Here is a 16,092-nt window from a genome sequence, read left to right as displayed (position 1 = left end):
GACGGATTGATGATTTTCGGTGAGACAGTAGACTGCACCCGTGCTTCGCCAGAACCGCTCCGCAGCGCGCCACGACGGCGCGACGGAACGGATTCTTCGGCAGCGGGCCGGCCGGCCCGCCGTTCGATCGTGCGAGGAGGGTTCGTTGCCGATCCGTGGGTTCGCCGTCGCGGCGGCCATCGGCACCGAATGCGTCAAACCGTCAATTCAAGGTGATTGCTATGCGTTACGTTTCGCTGGAGTCGAAGAAGGACGAGCTGCTGCTGGCGGCTCGCGTGCTGATGATGATCCTGTTCGTGCTGTTCGGCTGGCAGAAGCTGAACGGCTTCTCGGGCACGGTCGCGTACATGGCGTCAACGGGCGCACCGTCGCCCGAGCTGTCGGCGGTGATCGCGGTGGCGGTCGAGCTGGTCGGCGGCGCGCTGATCGCGGTCGGGTTCTACACGCGTCCGCTTGCGCTGGTGTTCGCGGTCTACACGCTCGCGACCGCGTTGATCGGGCATCGCTACTGGGCGCTGCAAGGCATGGACCAGTACCTCGCGATGATCAACTTCTACAAGAACATCAGCATCATCGGCGGCCTGCTGTTGCTCGCGGTGAGCGGGCCGGGGCGCTATTCGTTCGACCGGAAGTAAGCGGGCGCGAGGCTTCGTGCCGCACGGCAGGCCCGGTGCGCGCAATCGCGCATCGGGCCTTGTTTTCATCACGCGCACGTCGTCGACGTGCGATCGAAATCGACATCGGTTGCGTGTTCTCGTATAGATTGGGGGCCCTCATTTCCTTTCATCGTTGGCCACCGTGTCGCACCCGACCATCCTTCTCATTGGCGCGTCCGGCCTGCTCGGCCGTGCGGTTGCCGCATCGCTGTTCCGCGAATCTTCGCTGACGCCGATCGGAACGATCCGTAACCCGGACACCGCGGGTGCCCGGCGCCTCGCGTTGCCGCCGGAAAACGTCGCCCGACTCGACGCGCTCGATCAGCCGGCGCTCGAACACCTCTTCGCAACTCGCCAACCGGCCGCCGTGATCATCTGCGCCGCCGAACGCCGCCCGGACGTCTGCGAACGCGACCCCGCCGCCGCGCGCGCGATCAACGTCGACGCACCGGCCCGCATCGGCGCGCTCGCGGCGCGCTACGGCGCGTGGACGCTCGGCATCTCCACCGACTACGTGTTCGACGGCAAGGCCGCGCCGTACCGCGAAGACGCCGCGCCGAACCCGCTGAACATCTATGGCCGCACCAAGGTGGAAGGCGAGGCCGCGTTGCTCGCCGCATCGCCGCTTGCCTGCGTGCTGCGGCTGCCGTTGCTCTACGGGCCGATCGTCGACTGGCGCGAGTCGGCCGTCACGAGCCTCGTGCCGGCGATCGTCGCGTCCGCGCGTCCGGGTGCGGATGCGGTCGGGATGGACGCATGGGCGATCCGCTATCCGACCTACACGCCCGACGTCGCGGCGGTCATTCGCGACCTGACGCTGCGCCATCTCGCGGGCTCGTCCGTCACGGGCATCCGTCACTGGTCGGGCGAGGAGCCGATGACGAAGTACGACATCGCGCAACGGATCGCGGCCGCGCTCGGCGTCGATGCGGCGCTTGCACGGATCGACACGCCGGCCGACGCGACGCCGCGTCCGTACGATTGCCACCTGGATGCGTCGCGCGTGCGCGCACTCGGGATCGATCATGCGACGCCGTTCGCGACCGGGCTGCAAGCCGTGCTGCGCGACGCGCCGCCGCTGCCGTAAGCGCGTCGCGCCGTGATGCGGCGACGCATGGCAGCATCATCGTCGGTGCACGGCGAGACGCTACGCCGCGCAGCATTCCCGCTCGGCGGGAGGCGTCGGGGGCTGTGGGGCGATGCGTCCGGTTCGCCGATGCCCTGATGCATTTCGCAAATCACGGGTGCAGCGCTTGCCCAGCGTGACACGTCTTCGCATCCGATTCGATCGCATGCGCGATCTGGCGCGTGGCCGTTACAGGCCCGGACGATTGCCTTCTCGCGGCGTCGCCTGGCGTAGTGGAGCGTTACGTCGTCCCTATCGATTCCGACAGGTTTCGTGCGCCGTGACACGGAACGAGCCCGGCTTTTCCGCAGCGGGATCCATGCGAAAGCGCGCTGAACGCCGCGCGCGGCAGCGAAGCTGCATGCGTTGTTCGCTTGGGACCGGCGCAGCTTCGGCACGTAAACCGCCGCACCGGCGCCGATGCTCGCGGGCCAGCGAAGGCAAGTGTGCGCTGGACCGCAAAAGTCCTCGAACATGACGGAAGCGCGCTGCTATCATTCGCGCCATGCCGCGCCAGTGCCCGGGTGCGGCGCCAGGTGGCGAGGAGGTCGCCACCGACGGCTCGCGGCGCGCTCGAACGCGGCGCGCCATGTGTTGCGTGCCGATGCCGTGCGGTTTTCGACGATGGCGTGGCGTTCGGTACACTTCGAAAGCGTTACAGGTCCAGGCAAACGATTCACATATCGCAACACCGATTGGCGGAACTTCGTGATAGGTTCGGCCATCGGAGGTTTTTTTGAATAAAAACATGCCCAAAGAGGATGAATACATGACCCAGGCCCTGCAGGATCTCGAAGCACAACTTCGGGACCTGAATATCAAGCTGTCGGAAGCCAAGCAGAAGGAGAAGCAAGCCGCACTCGCGGCATTCAAGGAGCAGGTCGAGTTGTTGGGCATCTCGCAGCAGGAAGTGCTGAGCGCCCTCGGCTACATCGTCCAGCGCAAACGCAAGGCCCCTGCCAAGTATTACGATCCGACGACCGGCCGCTCGTGGTCGGGCCGTGGCCCGCGCCCCAAATGGCTCGAAGGCAAGGATCTCGACACGCTGCTCGTCGACCGCGAAGCCAAAACCTGGTGGCCCGGCGACGATCGGGGCTGAGGCCGCATCGCAACTGCACCGCTCCGGTGCCGTTCAACCCGCGCCGGCGGCGACGCCGGCCTCGCAACACCCGCTTCATCGCGTTCCTTCGGTGTCCCGCCCGACTGCGGGATCGCCGGCTTCAATGTCTTTCAAATTCATTGCAGACGCGGCCTGCTTCCGTTCCCGGAAGCGGGCCGCGCGGCGCTTTCCGCGTGCGCGCGTCAGGCGCCCGTCGTGCGCGGGAACAGGCTTTAGAATGTCGCCCGGACATTTCCGGCAGGACACCATGGCAGCAAACATGAAATCTTCGGCGCTCGGCGATCCGGCGGCGCCGCGCGGCGACCAGGTCGGCGCGTACGCGTGGAAGGCGCTGGCCGGCTCGGCGATCGGCTACGCGATGGACGGCTTCGACCTGCTGATCCTCGGCTTCATGCTGCCGGCGATCACGGCGGCGTTGCAGCTGACGCCCGGGCAGGGCGGCGCGCTCGTCACGTGGACGCTGATCGGCGCCGTCGCGGGCGGTATTCTGTTCGGTGCCCTGAGCGATCGTTACGGCCGCGTGCGCGTCCTGACCTGGACGATCATGCTGTTCGCGGTCTTCACCGGCCTGTGCGCATTCGCCCAGGGTTTCCGCGATCTGCTCGTGTATCGGACCATCGCGGGCATCGGCCTCGGCGGCGAGTTCGGAATCGGCATGGCGCTCGCGGCCGAAGCGTGGCCGGCGAGCAAGCGTGCACGCGTGTCGTGCTACGTCGCGCTCGGTTGGCAGGCCGGCGTGCTGCTGGCCGCGCTGCTGACGCCGCTGTTGCTGCTCCATATCGGCTGGCGCGGGATGTTCGTGGTCGGCGTGCTGCCCGCGCTGCTCGCGTGGGTGCTGCGCAACCGGCTGCATGAGCCGGAAGTCTTCGTGCAGCGCGCGGCGCGGCCGCAGGCCAACGCGTTCGGGATGCTCGTCGCCGACGCCCGCACCGCTCGCACGAGTCTCGGCATCGCGATCCTGTGCTCGGTGCAGAACTTCGGCTATTACGGGATCATGATCTGGCTGCCGACCTTCCTGTCGAAGCAGATGGGCTTCTCGCTGACGAAGTCGGGGCTGTGGACGGCGGCGACCGTCGTCGGGATGATGATCGGCGTCTGGACGTTCGGGCAGCTCGCCGATCGCATCGGCCGCAAGCCGACGTTCCTGCTGTACCAGCTCGGGTCGGTCGTGACGGTCCTCGCATATGCGCGCCTGACGGACCCGACGGCGATGCTGTGGGCCGGCGCGCTGATGGGGATGTTCGTCAACGGGATGGTCGGCGGCTACGGCACGCTGATGTCCGAAGGCTATCCGACCGCCGCGCGCGCGACCGCGCAGAACGTGCTGTGGAACATCGGCCGCGCGGTCGGCGGCTTCGGGCCGGTGGCGGTCGGCGCGCTCGCCGCACGCTACTCGTTCCAGACGGCGATCGCGCTGCTCGCCGGCCTCTACGTGCTCGACATGGTCGCGACGCTGTTCCTGATCCCCGAGCTCAAGGGCGTCGAACTCGAATGACGCTGCGATTCAATTCCAATTCATCACCGGAATTCACGATGCAACGCAACAGCCGGACGATCGGCGTAATGGGCTCGGGCAAGGAACCATGGCTCGCGTTTTCCGAGCCGCTCGGAGCATGGCTTGCGCAGGCCGGCTTCAACCTGCTGACGGGCGGCGGCCAGGGCGTGATGCTGGCGGTTGCGCGTGCATTCGCCGGCGTGTCGGGACGGGCCGGCCGTTCGATCGGCATCGTGCCGACGCAGGCCGATCCGCACGCGGGCTTCGTGCCGCTCGAAGGCTACCCGCATCCGTTCGTCGAGATCCCGATCCTCACACCGCTGCCGCGCCGCGAACCGAGCGCCGCACCGCACACCATCAACCGGAACTACGTGAACGTGCTGAGCAGCGACCTGATCGTCGCGCTACCCGGCGGGCACGGGACGGCCGAGGAGATCGCGCTCGCGCGGCGCTGGCGCAAGCCGCTCATCTGCCTCGGGCCGGACGGCGCGTTTCGGGAACTCGCCGCGGGCGCGATGTGCACGTCGTCGCTCGACGATGTGATCCGGTTCATCGACGCAACGTTCGTGGCGGCGTTGCCGCACGCGGAGCAGGCGCGGCGATAGGACGGCCGTGGCCGTCGCGCCGTTGCCTGACGCGAGCCGTTCCGTCAGCGCCCGGATTTTAGTTGCGCCAACAACCTGTTCTGGAGCCTGCGGATCTCGGGCGGCATCGGCTTGAGCAATGTCATCTTGCTCAGGACCCTCGTCGTTCGGGTAGACCGACGGATCGCGCGCGATCGCGGGTTTCACGAACTGGCCCGCAACCTTGTTCGCGGTCGGATAGAACACCGCGTTGGTAATCACCGCGTTGACCTTCGGGTTCTGCAGGGCGTTCTTGAGCGGCGGACACGAGACGCCGGATTCGTGCGCTTTCATGCATCATGCGATGGCATCGACCCGTCGATCAGCAGGGTCGTGCGAGTCATTGCGTCCGCAACCAATCCGGAGAACCGACCGCCATGCATTCGAATCCCTGTCGCCTTCGTCGCGCCCGCCTGCTCGCCGCGCTGACGCTCGTCACCACTGCCGTCGCCGCGCATGCGGCCGACTGGATCGTGTCCGGCAACGACGGCAAGTACCAGCGCGTCGAAGGGCGCGACACCTATCTCGCGTCGCCGCCCGCCGACACGCTGACGTTGCTCGACGCGAGTGTGGTTCCGCCGAAGGTCGTGCTGCAGGTCGATGTCGAGAACGGCATCCAGGGGCCGCCGCAGGCCGTCGCGATCGCGCCCGGCGCGAAGCTCGCGCTGGTCGGCGCGCCGACGCGCTACGACTCGAACGCAAAGCAGCTCGTGTACGACACGTTTCTGCAGGTCGTGAACGTCGATGCGTCGCCGCCGGCGATCACGCGTATCGAACTCGGCGCGCACCCGCAGGGGATCGCGATCGACCGGTCGGGCCGACTCGCGCTGGTGGCGAACGTCGACGGCAGCGTGTCGATCCTGCGGATCGACGGAACGCAGGTGACGCTCGACGGCAACCTGAAGATCGGCAAGAAGCGGCTCGCGGGGATCAGCTTCACGCACGACGGCAAGCATGCGCTCGTGTCGCTGCGCGACGAGCAGGGCGTCGCGGTGCTGAACGTCGACGACGGCAAGGTGACCGACAGCGGCACGCGGCTGAGCGCGGGCGTCGCGCCTTATACGATCGACGTGTCGAGCGACAATCGCTGGGCCGTCGTCAGCAACGTCGGGCTCGCGGGGCTGCCGGGCTACACGGGCAAGCTCGCGGGCGACGCCGATTCGGTCGCGCTGATCGACGTGTCGCGCACGCCGTTCCGTACTGTCCAGTACCTGACGGTGCCGTCGCTGCCGGAGGGCGTGGCGATTTCGCCGAACGGGAGGTGGATCGCCGTGCAGACGATGGACGGCTCGAACCTGACGGCCGACAACCCGGGCCGCCGCAAGCTCGGCAAGGTGGTGCTGTTCGAGATCCGCGACGGCCGTGCGGTGCAGACGAGCGAAGTGCCGGGCGGTGAAGCCGCGCAGGGCATCGTGTTTACCGCCGATAGCCGGCACGTGATCGTGCAGTTCAACGTCGAGCGCCAGCTCGCGCTGTATGCGGTCGAAAGCGGCAAGCTGCGCGATATGGGCAAGCGCATTGCGCTGTCGGGCGGGCCGTCGTCTTTGAGGACGTTGCCGCGGTGACGTGTTGAAGCGTTGACGGGCTGGTCGATGCGCGCATCGAGCGAATCCGGGATGCGGAGCTGTGCACGCAACTCGACGCCGCGGTGCCGGCGACGATCAGCCGCCTTGCGCAAGCCGAACGGCTCGCGCGGCTACCCGTCGCGCAGCGCCAGCCGTTCGCGCCCGCGGCTCATTGACCGGGCAACGCCGGCGGGTCGCCTTCAAGGAGATGAGCGCCCACGTGGTTTCGTGGTCGCATGGCCTGCTTGCATGGTTGCCGTGTTCACGCTGCGCCGACCGTCGTCACGGACGCAGCAGGTCGAATCCGCCGAACACGACCACGCCGCTGAGCGCAATCATCGCGACCGAATGCTGGCCGAAATAAAGAATCGCGGCCGCGAGCCACGTGGTCAGGCAGAAGGCGCCGATGCGGGCCATCGTGAGTTCCTCGAAATGCGTGATGAAGGGGAGGCGTGCCGGAATCGGCGCGTCGTCACGTCAATGCGGGCGCGGGGCTCGCGCACCGACGGAGCCGGACCGCAACGCGTATCGGGCCCGACCGGGCGGGCGTCGACGCGGGGCAGCCCGCGCGGCCTTGCCGGAAGCAGCCGGTGTGCCGCGGCGGCAGGCCAGCGGGCGATTTTACCAGCGTCGACGGTCGGCTAATCTGGCCCCTTCGCGACGATCGACGGCACGCATACGGCAGCCCGGGCGCAGGCGCTGCCTCGAGGCAGTTCGGCTGGCGGGGCTAAAGTCTTGTCCGACGAATACCGTAAACCGGTTACAAGGTATGCCTGTTCAACCGAGCCGAATTGCACACTCACTACGGACCGACACGATGCAGATCGATCTTTCTTCCGCCGCGCAGACTTCACTCACCACTGGTCAGGCGGGCACCGGCGCCGCGTCGACGGCGACGTCCAACGCGTCGTCGTCGACGGGCAGTGCGGCGCCGGCCGACGGCGCGGGGCAGACGCTGGGCGCGACGGGATCCTCGGCCGAGGATCCCGCGGTCAGCCAACTCAAGCAACTCATCGAGCGCTTGCAGAAACAGCTCGCGCAAGTGCAGCAGCAAATGGCGGCCGCCGCGCAGCGCGCGAAGAACGATCCGGCCGCGGCGATCGAGCAGCAGGCGCTGGGCGCGGAAGCCAGCACGATCTCCGCCGCGCTGTCGACAGCGATCGCGCAGCTGGCGCAGGCGATCCAGAAGTCGGGCGGCTCGACCTCGGGCGGGCTGGTGTCGACGCAGGCCTGACGGCACCGCGCCGCACCGTCGCGCAGTGTGCGGGCGCATCGCGGCACGCCACCCAGCGCATTACAATCGCAAGCTCGTCTCCCTCGAAAGGACGGCAGAACGATGAATGCGGAATTCACCGACGACGATCTCATCCGCTTCGACGCGCAAGGCGGCACGCCGCTGCCGGCGGCCGCCGCCGAAGGATGGCTGGAACACGACGGCGCGCGCATCTGGCACGCGTCGTTCGGTGATGGGCCGCCGGTCGTGCTGCTGCACGGTGGCCTCGGCCACGCCGGCAACTGGGGCGACCAGGTGCCGGCGCTGCTCGCTGCCGGCTACCGCGCAATCGTGATTGACAGCCGCGGCCACGGCCGCAGCACGCGCGACGATCTCCCGTATTCCTACGAATGCATGGCCTCCGACGTGCTCGCGGTGCTCGATGCGCTGCGCATCGGGCGCGCGCGCTTCGTCGGCTGGAGCGACGGCGCGTGCGTGTCGCTCGTGCTGGCCGCCCGCGCGCCGGAGCGTGTGGCGGGCGTGTTCTTCTTCGCGTGCAACATGGATCCGGGCGGCACGAAGGAGATGATGCCGAGCCCGCTGATCGACCGCTGCTTCGCGCGGCACAGCAAGGACTACGCGCGGCTGTCCGCGACGCCGGGCGAGTTCGATGCGTTCGTCGCGGCCGTCAGCGAAATGATGCGCACGCAACCGAATTACAGCGCGGCCGACCTCGCTGCGATCGCCGTGCCGGTCGCGATCGTGCAGGGCGAGCACGACGAATTCATCCGCCCCGACCATGCAGCATATCTCGCACACACGATTCCGGGCGCGACGCTGACGATCCTGCCAGGCGTGAGCCACTTCGCGCCGCTGCAGCGGCCGGCGCGCTTCAACGCCGCGATGCTGGCATTCCTCGACCGATTGACGGACTGACGTCCGGATGGCCGGTTCGCGCGCCGCACAAGTTTTTCTTTAGGCTCGCGCAAAAATTCATCGATTGTTGGCAAGCGGCCGGCGGTGGATAGTCCTGCTCGACAGACCGGCTGCCGCAGTCCTCGCGCGGCGCGGCCGGACCTGTTGTTCATGCAACCATCACAACAATCGAAGGAACCGCAATCATGCGATTCAACGCGATCCGCATCGCCGCAACCCTGTTCGTCGCCGCGTGCGCTGCCGCCACGGCAGGCGGCGCGGCCGCCGCCACGCAGGACGAAATTCACGATACCGTGACTCGCCACGTCGCGCCGCTGATGAAGCAGTTCGCCATTCCCGGCATGGCGATCGGCATCGTCGCCGACGGCAAGCCCTACGTGTTCGACTACGGCGTGATGTCGACGCAAACCGGCAAGCCGGTGACGGGCGACACGCTGTTCGAGATCGGCTCCGTCAGCAAGACGCTGACCGCGACGCTCGCGGCGGACGCACAGGAAGGCGGCGAGCTGTCGCTCGCGGACCCGGCCGGCAAGTACCTCCCCGCGCTGCGGGGCAAGCCGTTCGGTGCGGTCACGCTGCTCAATCTCGGCACGCATACGCCCGGCGGAATGCCGCTTCAGGTGCCGGACAGCATCCGCGACGATGCGGACCTGATGCGTTATCTCGACGCATGGCGGCCTGCATACGCGCCGGGCACGCGTCGCACGTACTCGAACGTCGCGATCGGAATGCTCGGTTTTCTCACCGCGAAGGCGATGCACGAAGACTTCGCGGTGCTGATGGAGCAGCGGCTGTTCCCCGCGCTCGGGATGACGCACACCTACCTCAACGTGCCCGCCGCGCGCCAGGCCGACTACGCGCAGGGCTATACGCAAGACGGCAAGCCGATCCGAATGACGGGCGGCATGCTGTGGCAGCCGGCGTACGGCGTCAGGACGACGGCAGCCGACCTGCTGCGCTTCGTGCAGGCGAACATGGGGCTCGTCGAAACGTCGCCGCGGCTGCAGCGCGCGCTCGAACGCACGCATACCGGCTATTTCCGTGCGGGCCCGTTCACGCAAGACCTGATCTGGGAACAGTATCCGTATCCGGTCGCGTTGCCGGCGCTGCTCGCGGGGAATGCGCCGCCGATGCTCTACAACGCGACGCCCGCGAACGAACTCAAACCGCCGCTCGCGCCGAGCGCAAACACGTGGATCAACAAGACGGGGTCCACCAACGGTTTCAGCACGTATGTCGCGTTCGTTCCCGCGAAGCGGATCGCGATCGTGATGCTCGCGAACCGCAGCGTCCCGATCGAGGATCGCGTGAAGACGGCGTACGGGATCGTCGAGTCGCTGCGCGGCAAGCCGTGACCTGCGTCGCGCTGGCCCGTGTGGAATTGCTGACGATATCCGCGCGACGAACGAGCGGGAATGGAGGCGGAGCGAATCGTGATGGCGCCGGACGCCGTGACACGTACCGGCGCGTGCCGCCAGAGCTTGGGCTCGGGCATGACCACATGCTCCGGCGAGCGCGGTGTCCGTGGTGTGCAAGGTCGATGCGCCGGATCCGCTGGAACCACGGCCCCGGTGCCGCTCGAGCAGGCGGCGATGGGGTGATGCCGTGCGCGATGCACGTGAGTCGTTCGAGTTACTGGCGTGGGCGGATCGACGCGCTGCTGGCGATCCCCGGCGTGCCGCGCCACGTGACGGAACTCGGCAACGCACTGCTCGCGAAGATCGACGCGACGGAGTCGAAGGCCGGACGGGACCCGCACACGCCGTGCATGGCATGAAGCGCTCGTGGCCTTTATCCAATATCGAGATAGTCCATATTCCGGATATCGCGTTGCGGGATAGCAGGCGCCGCCGCCAAACTTGCGCAAAATCAATTCCACCCGGAGACATTCATGCGTACGCAAGTCGGCATCATCGGCGCGGGGCCCGCAGGCCTGCTGCTTTCCCATCTTCTTCATCTGCGCGGCATCGAGTCGGTCGTCCTGGAGTCGCGCAGCCGCGAACAGATTGAGTCCACCATTCGCGCCGGCGTGCTCGAGCAGGGCACGATGGACGTGCTGACTGAAGCCGGCGTCGGTGAGCGGATGAAAGCGGAAGGTGCGCTGCATCACGGCTTCGAACTCGCGTTCGAAGGCAAGCGCCGCCGCATCGATCTCACCGAACTGACCGGCAAGGCGATTACCGTCTATGCGCAACATGAGGTGCTCAAGGATCTCGTGGCCGCGCGTGTCGCGGCCGGCGGTGCGCTGTATTTCAACGTATCCGGGGCGACGATTTCCGGCATCGAGACCGACGCGCCGTCGATCCGTTTCGTGCACGACGGTGTCGAACAGACGCTCGACTGCGATTTCGTGATCGGTTGCGACGGCTCGCAGGGCGTGTCGCGCACGATGATCCCCACCGCATTGCGGCAGGACTACGAACGGGTCTTTCCGTTCGGCTGGTTCGGCATTCTCGTCGAAGCGCCGCCGTCGTCGGACGAACTGATCTATGCGCGCCACGAGCGCGGCTTCGCGCTCGTCAGCACGCGTTCGCCGAACGTGCAGCGCATGTATTTCCAGTGCGACCCGAAGGATTCGGTCGACAACTGGTCCGACGATCGTATCTGGGCGGAGATGCATGCGCGCGTCGATTCCGTCGACGGCCAGCGGGTCGTGGAAGGCCGGATCTTCCAGAAGAACATCGTCGGCATGCGCAGCTTCGTGTCGACGACGATGCAGCATGGGCGACTGTTCCTCGCCGGCGATGCCGCGCATATCGTGCCGCCGACCGGCGCGAAGGGCCTCAACCTCGCGGTGTCGGACGTGCGCATCCTGACGGCCGCGTTGCAGGCGTTCTATGACGAAGACCGCACGGACTTGCTCGACGCATACAGCGAAACCGCGCTGCGGCGGATCTGGCGCGCGGAACATTTCTCGTACTGGATGACGCGCATGATGCATCGTCTCGACGACGCATCGCCGTTCGAGCAGCGTTTGCAGGTCGCGGAGCTCGAGCACGTGACGACGTCGCGCTCGGCGGCGATGGCGATGGCGGAAAACTACGTCGGCGCCGTCGCGGTCTGACGGGCCGCCAGACCTGGCGGGTCGGCTTTTCCGGTCGCGATATCCGGCGTCGCGACCGGCTCCGCCGTCCGGCTCGAGCCGGTTCAAGACTGGCCGGGCATCAGGTCGCGATGGGCCGATTCCCTGAATTCGCCCGGTGTCTGACCCGTCTGCTTGCGGAAATAGCGGCTGAAGTACGCGCTGTCCGCAAAGCCCATCTCGTGCGCGATCTGCTTCACGCTCAGATTCGAATAAACCAGATCGCGCTGCGCTTCGCGGATCAGATGCGCGTTGACGACCGCCGTCGTCGAAATCCCCAGTTCCTCGCGGCAGACGCGCGCAAGCTGCGCGGCCGTCACGCCGAGCCGCTCCGCATAGAATTCCACCGGCCGATGCTCGCGGAAGTGTGTGTCGATCAGCTCGCGAAAACGTCGCAGCAACGTCCCGCGCCGGTCGACGCCCGCATGCGACGGCGCCGCTGCGAGATCGCTCAAGCGCGCGACATGCACGACCAGCGCGACCAGCAGTGCCATCCCGGCCGCGCCGCGGCCGCGTGACGTGCTGCGGAATTCCTGTTCGAGCAACGCGAACAAAGGCATCAGCATCGACACGCTCGCGTCCGGCCCCTTGACCGGAATCACGGCCGCACGTTGCAGAGTCGACAGCGCGCCCGGCGCGACCGTCTTGACCAGTTTTTCCAGTGCGTGCTGAACGACCGTGATCACGAGGCCATCGATTTGCGGCGAGAACTCGAACGCATGGACCGTCTGCGCGGGCAGCAGCACGAGGCACGGCGGCGCGAACGTGTGCTTCCCGCTCTCGATCACGACATGCCCGTGCCCGCCGCGGATGTACAAAATCTGCAATAGCGCATCGTGGCGGTGCGCGGCGATACGCCAGTCGTTCGGCTGGCTGCGCTCCGGTATCCATTCGAAGTTGAACGCGTCGTACCAAGGCGGACGAGCCGATTCGCCATACAGATCGTAGTTAGGGATTCTCCTCATGCCGCCCGGCCTCCTGTGTACAAATTGTCCTGTTGCTTGCGGCGTTTGTCCAATTTTCGCGCGATGCGCGCTTCTATACTTTTCTCATCGACGTAGCGCTTGCAACTGACGCATCGCGCGACGTTCGGGCAGCGCATGCCGGTTCAATCCGGACATTTCAAGCCTATTTAAAGAGGAAACCTAATGATATCGCAAGCAGACAACCTGCACGCGGACTGGCTGCGTCTCGACGGGAAAGTGTGTGTCGTGACGGGGGCGGCGGGCGGCATCGGAGCGTCGATTGTCGAAGCGCTCGTGGCAGCCGGTGCGCGAGTCGCACTGCTCGACCGCGACGCGGACAGGACCATTGCCGTTGCGGAGCGGCTGCGCACGGCAGGCGGCGATGTCGTCGCGATCGGATGCGACATCGGCGACGCGGCGAGCGTGACCCAGGCCGCGGAACGCGTCGAGCGCGATCTCGGCCCCGCCGACGTACTCGTGAACAATGCCGGCCTGCTGCGTGCCGGCGGCATCGAGACCATCAGCCTGGACGCATGGAACGCGATGCTGCAAGTCAATCTCACCGGCTACATGCTCTGCTCGCAGGCGTTCGGCCGCGCGATGCTGGCGCGCGGCACGGGCTCGATGGTGCATGTCGCCTCGATCGCAGCGCGCTACCCGCAGACGCATAGCGGCGCGTACAGCGCGAGCAAGGCAGCGGTCGCGATGCTCGCGCGCCAACTGGCGGCGGAGTGGGGGCCGCGCGGCATCCGCAGCAATACGGTGTGTCCGGGGATGATCCGCACGCCGCTGTCCGAATCGTTCTATCAGAGCGGCGACATCGAGGCGCGCCGCAGTGCGATGACCGCGAGCAGGCGCATCGGCCGCCCAGACGACATCGCGAACGTCGTCGCTTTTCTCGCGAGTCCGCGCGCCGCGTATGTGAACGGGGCGGAACTGGTGGTCGACGGCGGCCTCGACGCGATGCTGATGGATCTCGTTCCGCGGCCGGGCTATGAGGCCGGTGCCGGCGCAAGGTAGTTCAACGACATTGCCGCGCGTGATGCAGACATACCGTGTTCAGCGGTGTGGCGGCGCGGCTGTTCCATCCATGGAGGAAGACATGATGAACGATCGGCATCGTTCGAAGCACGTCACGTGCGATCTGCTCGTGATCGGATCGGGAGCGGGCGGCCTGTCCGCCGCGATTACCGCGCGCAAGGCCGGCCTCGACGTGATCGTCGTCGAGAAGGAAGCGTGTTTCGGCGGCACGACCGCGTTTTCCGGCGGCGTGCTGTGGATTCCCGGCAATCGCCACGCGAGTGCAAACGGCGTGCACGATACACGCGAGGCGGCGCGCACGTATTTGCGCGGCGAAACGGGCGCGTTCCGTGACGACGCGGCAATCGAGGCCTTTCTCGAGCACGGTCCGCGCATGCTCGAATTCTTCGAGCGCGAAACGGACGTGAAATTCGTCCCGACACTGTATCCCGACTATCATCCGAACCTGCCCGGCGGAGTCGACATCGGCCGCTCGGTCGTCGCGACGCCGTACGATGCGCGGCGGCTCGGGCGCGATCTCGAGCGCCTGCGTCCGCCGTTGAAGACGATCACGTTCATCGGGATGATGTTCAATTCGTCGAACGCGGACCTGAAGCATTTCTTCAACGCAACGCGCTCGCTCAAGTCCGCGTGGTACGTGACGAAGCGGCTCGCCGCGCATCTGAAGGATCTCGCGCTGTACCGGCGCGGCGTGCAGATCACGAGCGGCAACGCGCTCGCTGCACGACTCGCGAAGTCGGCGCTGGACCTCGGGATCCCGATCCTGACGAACACGCCCGCACGTGAACTCGTGACCGACGGAGGCCGCATCGCCGGCGCGACGGTCGGGGCGGACGGCGAGACGTATCGCATTTCCGCGCGCCGTGCGGTCGTGCTGGCGAGCGGCGGCTTCTCGCACGACGTCGCGCGAATCGCGCGTGCGTATCCACACGTCGCGCGCGGCGGCGAGCATGTGTCGCCCGTGCCGGTCGGCAACACCGGCGACGGCGCGAAGCTGGCCGAGCAGGCTGGCGGCCGCGTGGAGATTCGCTATCCGCAACCGGCCGCATGGATGCCCGTTTCGCGCGTGCCGCTCGGCGATGGACGCTTCGGGGTGTTTCCGCATCTGCTCGATCGCTATAAGCCAGGTGTCATCGGCGTGACCCGTCGCGGCATGCGTTTCACGAACGAATCGAATTCCTATCATGACGTCGGTGCGGCGATGATCGCCGCATGTCGCGACGAGACCGAGACGGCGATGTGGCTCGTGTGCGACCGCGCGACGATCCGCAAATACGGGCTCGGCTTTGCAAAGCCCGCACCGGTGCCGCTCGGGCCGTTGCTGCGCAACGGCTATCTCGTGCAGGGCCGTACGCTGGCGGAACTCGCGCTGCGTGCCGGTATCGATGCGGCGAATCTGGAGGCAACCGTGCAGCGATACAACCGTGACGCCGCGCGTGGTGAGGATCCCGAATTCGGCCGCGGCACGACGTCGTTCAACCGCTATCTCGGCGACGCCGATCATCGTCCGAATCCGTGCGTGGCGCCGCTCGGCAACGGGCCGTATTACGCGCTGAAGGTCGTGATGGGCGATCTCGGCACCTTCGACGGAATCCGTACCAACCCGGTCGGGCAGGTGCTGGCCGCCGACAATAGGCCGATCGCCGGCCTGTACGCGGTCGGCAACGATCGCGCCAGCATCATGGGCGGAAACTATCCGGGTGCAGGGATCACGCTCGGCCCGATCATGACGTTCGGTTATCTGAGCGCACGTCATATCGCGGGGCTCATCGACCTGACCGGCGTCACCGAACCGAGACAGCGCGCTGACGTGGCGCAACCCGCCGACACGCGCGCGACCGCGTGAACCCGGAGCACACCATGACTACCGCGAAAGCATTCATCGACCATCGCATCTATACGATCCGGCCGCGCGGCATGGCCGAATTCATCGAGATCTTCGACCGGCTCGCGATGCCGATCCAGATGAAATATCTCGGCGCGCCCGTCGGCTTCTACATGAGCGACATCGGCGCATTGAATCAGGTCGTCCACTTGTGGGGCTACGACAGCATCGCCGATTACGACGCGCGGCGCACCGCGCGCGATGCCGATCCGGACTGGCCCGCGTATCTGCAGGCGTCCGGCCATCTGATCGTCGCGCAGGAAAGCCGCATCATCCGTCGCGTCGAATTCCCGAGCCTCGCTTACCTGACGCGCTGAGTCCATGACGACGACACCCCGTTACGACATGGACGCCATTCGCGTGGAGAGGGTGGCGGTCGTGACGG

General features: G+C 66.8%; 16 protein-coding genes and 1 pseudogene. 14 read left to right on the top strand and 3 right to left on the bottom strand.

The features are described 5' to 3' along the window. Positions 1–221: 221 nt before the first annotated feature. From ACV22W_RS30960 to ACV22W_RS30940, 5 genes are all read left to right on the top strand, one after another. The gene (locus tag ACV22W_RS30960; protein ID WP_059449243.1) at positions 222–635 is read left to right on the top strand and encodes a DoxX family protein; all 414 of its coding nucleotides are present in this window, start codon (positions 222–224) and stop codon (positions 633–635) included. A 163-nt stretch (positions 636–798) separates the two neighbouring features. Continuing rightward, positions 799–1,743: a dTDP-4-dehydrorhamnose reductase family protein gene (locus tag ACV22W_RS30955; protein WP_448023204.1), complete on the top strand. Its 945-nt coding sequence runs from the start codon at positions 799–801 to the stop codon at positions 1,741–1,743. An 808-nt stretch (positions 1,744–2,551) separates the two neighbouring features. After that, positions 2,552–2,881 (top strand): H-NS histone family protein, encoded by a 330-nt coding sequence (locus ACV22W_RS30950; protein ID WP_059525998.1) that lies wholly within the window; start codon positions 2,552–2,554, stop codon positions 2,879–2,881. Positions 2,882–3,149: 268 nt separating this feature from the next. Further along, on the top strand, positions 3,150–4,397 hold the full coding sequence (locus tag ACV22W_RS30945; protein WP_448023203.1) for an MFS transporter: 1,248 nt from the start codon (positions 3,150–3,152) through the stop codon (positions 4,395–4,397). Between the two features lie 38 nt (positions 4,398–4,435). Continuing rightward, positions 4,436–5,002 carry an SLOG cluster 4 domain-containing protein gene (locus ACV22W_RS30940; protein ID WP_448023202.1) on the top strand — a complete coding sequence of 189 codons (567 nt, stop codon included), beginning with the start codon at positions 4,436–4,438 and terminating at the stop codon, positions 5,000–5,002. Positions 5,003–5,046: 44 nt separating this feature from the next. On the opposite strand, the pseudogene ACV22W_RS30935 reads toward ACV22W_RS30940, so the two are convergent. Continuing rightward, positions 5,047–5,272, bottom strand: a pseudogene (locus tag ACV22W_RS30935) (polyamine ABC transporter substrate-binding protein); the annotation flags it as partial. 125 nt (positions 5,273–5,397) lie between these two features. Between ACV22W_RS30935 and ACV22W_RS30930 the strand changes: the two are divergent. Beyond that, complete coding sequence (locus ACV22W_RS30930; protein WP_448023201.1) at positions 5,398–6,585, top strand: YncE family protein; 1,188 nt, start codon at positions 5,398–5,400, stop codon at positions 6,583–6,585. Positions 6,586–6,867: 282 nt separating this feature from the next. Here the strand turns inward: ACV22W_RS30930 and ACV22W_RS30925 are convergent, their stop codons facing one another. Further along, positions 6,868–7,002 carry a hypothetical protein gene (locus ACV22W_RS30925; protein ID WP_006750603.1) on the bottom strand — a complete coding sequence of 45 codons (135 nt, stop codon included), beginning with the start codon at positions 7,000–7,002 and terminating at the stop codon, positions 6,868–6,870. A 400-nt stretch (positions 7,003–7,402) separates the two neighbouring features. Between ACV22W_RS30925 and ACV22W_RS30920 the strand changes: the two genes are divergently transcribed. The 5 genes from ACV22W_RS30920 to ACV22W_RS30900 all read left to right on the top strand — a co-directional run bounded on the left by ACV22W_RS30920 (position 7,403) and on the right by ACV22W_RS30900 (position 11,798). After that, the gene (locus ACV22W_RS30920; RefSeq protein WP_448023200.1) at positions 7,403–7,819 is read left to right on the top strand and encodes a hypothetical protein; all 417 of its coding nucleotides are present in this window, start codon (positions 7,403–7,405) and stop codon (positions 7,817–7,819) included. Between the two features lie 102 nt (positions 7,820–7,921). Beyond that, a complete protein-coding gene (locus tag ACV22W_RS30915) occupies positions 7,922–8,734 on the top strand; it encodes an alpha/beta fold hydrolase (RefSeq protein WP_448023199.1) in 813 nt (270 codons plus the stop codon). 185 nt (positions 8,735–8,919) lie between these two features. Beyond that, on the top strand, positions 8,920–10,089 hold the full coding sequence (gene ampC / locus ACV22W_RS30910; RefSeq protein WP_448023198.1) for a class C beta-lactamase: 1,170 nt from the start codon (positions 8,920–8,922) through the stop codon (positions 10,087–10,089). Between the two features lie 263 nt (positions 10,090–10,352). Next, entirely contained in the window at positions 10,353–10,511 is a 159-nt protein-coding gene (locus ACV22W_RS30905) for a hypothetical protein (RefSeq protein WP_448023197.1), read from the top strand. Between the two features lie 114 nt (positions 10,512–10,625). Further along, positions 10,626–11,798 carry a 4-hydroxybenzoate 3-monooxygenase gene (locus ACV22W_RS30900; protein ID WP_448023196.1) on the top strand — a complete coding sequence of 391 codons (1,173 nt, stop codon included), beginning with the start codon at positions 10,626–10,628 and terminating at the stop codon, positions 11,796–11,798. 83 nt (positions 11,799–11,881) lie between these two features. Here the strand turns inward: ACV22W_RS30900 and ACV22W_RS30895 are convergent, their stop codons facing one another. Continuing rightward, a complete protein-coding gene (locus ACV22W_RS30895) occupies positions 11,882–12,781 on the bottom strand; it encodes a helix-turn-helix domain-containing protein (RefSeq protein WP_448023195.1) in 900 nt (299 codons plus the stop codon). A gap of 183 nt (positions 12,782–12,964) precedes the next feature. On the opposite strand from ACV22W_RS30895, the gene ACV22W_RS30890 reads away from it, so the two are divergent. From ACV22W_RS30890 to ACV22W_RS30880, 3 genes are all read left to right on the top strand, one after another. Continuing rightward, a complete protein-coding gene (locus ACV22W_RS30890) occupies positions 12,965–13,801 on the top strand; it encodes an SDR family NAD(P)-dependent oxidoreductase (RefSeq protein WP_448023194.1) in 837 nt (278 codons plus the stop codon). An 85-nt stretch (positions 13,802–13,886) separates the two neighbouring features. After that, a complete protein-coding gene (locus ACV22W_RS30885; RefSeq protein WP_448023216.1) occupies positions 13,887–15,668 on the top strand; it encodes an FAD-dependent oxidoreductase in 1,782 nt (593 codons plus the stop codon). Between the two features lie 14 nt (positions 15,669–15,682). After that, a complete protein-coding gene (locus tag ACV22W_RS30880; protein ID WP_448023193.1) occupies positions 15,683–16,024 on the top strand; it encodes an NIPSNAP family protein in 342 nt (113 codons plus the stop codon). Positions 16,025–16,092 lie beyond the last annotated feature (68 nt).

The organism is Burkholderia sp. AW49-1 (assembly GCF_053427845.1).
The sequence above is the reverse complement of the archived record's forward strand: the minus strand, read 5'-3'. Positions and strand labels throughout refer to the sequence as shown.

Excerpts from the sequence above, each read along its gene's own strand:
- ACV22W_RS30960 (WP_059449243.1), top strand. The coding sequence starts at position 222 with ATGCGTTACGTTTCGCTGGAGTCGAAGAAGGACGAGCTGCTGCTGGCG.
- ACV22W_RS30950 (WP_059525998.1), top strand. The coding sequence starts at position 2,552 with ATGACCCAGGCCCTGCAGGATCTCGAAGCACAACTTCGGGACCTGAAT.
- ACV22W_RS30945 (WP_448023203.1), top strand. The coding sequence starts at position 3,150 with ATGGCAGCAAACATGAAATCTTCGGCGCTCGGCGATCCGGCGGCGCCG.
- ACV22W_RS30940 (WP_448023202.1), top strand. The coding sequence starts at position 4,436 with ATGCAACGCAACAGCCGGACGATCGGCGTAATGGGCTCGGGCAAGGAA.
- ACV22W_RS30930 (WP_448023201.1), top strand. The coding sequence starts at position 5,398 with ATGCATTCGAATCCCTGTCGCCTTCGTCGCGCCCGCCTGCTCGCCGCG.
- ACV22W_RS30925 (WP_006750603.1), bottom strand. The coding sequence starts at position 7,002 with ATGGCCCGCATCGGCGCCTTCTGCCTGACCACGTGGCTCGCGGCCGCG.
- ACV22W_RS30920 (WP_448023200.1), top strand. The coding sequence starts at position 7,403 with ATGCAGATCGATCTTTCTTCCGCCGCGCAGACTTCACTCACCACTGGT.
- ACV22W_RS30915 (WP_448023199.1), top strand. The coding sequence starts at position 7,922 with ATGAATGCGGAATTCACCGACGACGATCTCATCCGCTTCGACGCGCAA.
- ampC (WP_448023198.1), top strand. The coding sequence starts at position 8,920 with ATGCGATTCAACGCGATCCGCATCGCCGCAACCCTGTTCGTCGCCGCG.
- ACV22W_RS30900 (WP_448023196.1), top strand. The coding sequence starts at position 10,626 with ATGCGTACGCAAGTCGGCATCATCGGCGCGGGGCCCGCAGGCCTGCTG.
- ACV22W_RS30895 (WP_448023195.1), bottom strand. The coding sequence starts at position 12,781 with ATGAGGAGAATCCCTAACTACGATCTGTATGGCGAATCGGCTCGTCCG.
- ACV22W_RS30890 (WP_448023194.1), top strand. The coding sequence starts at position 12,965 with ATGATATCGCAAGCAGACAACCTGCACGCGGACTGGCTGCGTCTCGAC.
- ACV22W_RS30885 (WP_448023216.1), top strand. The coding sequence starts at position 13,887 with ATGAACGATCGGCATCGTTCGAAGCACGTCACGTGCGATCTGCTCGTG.
- ACV22W_RS30880 (WP_448023193.1), top strand. The coding sequence starts at position 15,683 with ATGACTACCGCGAAAGCATTCATCGACCATCGCATCTATACGATCCGG.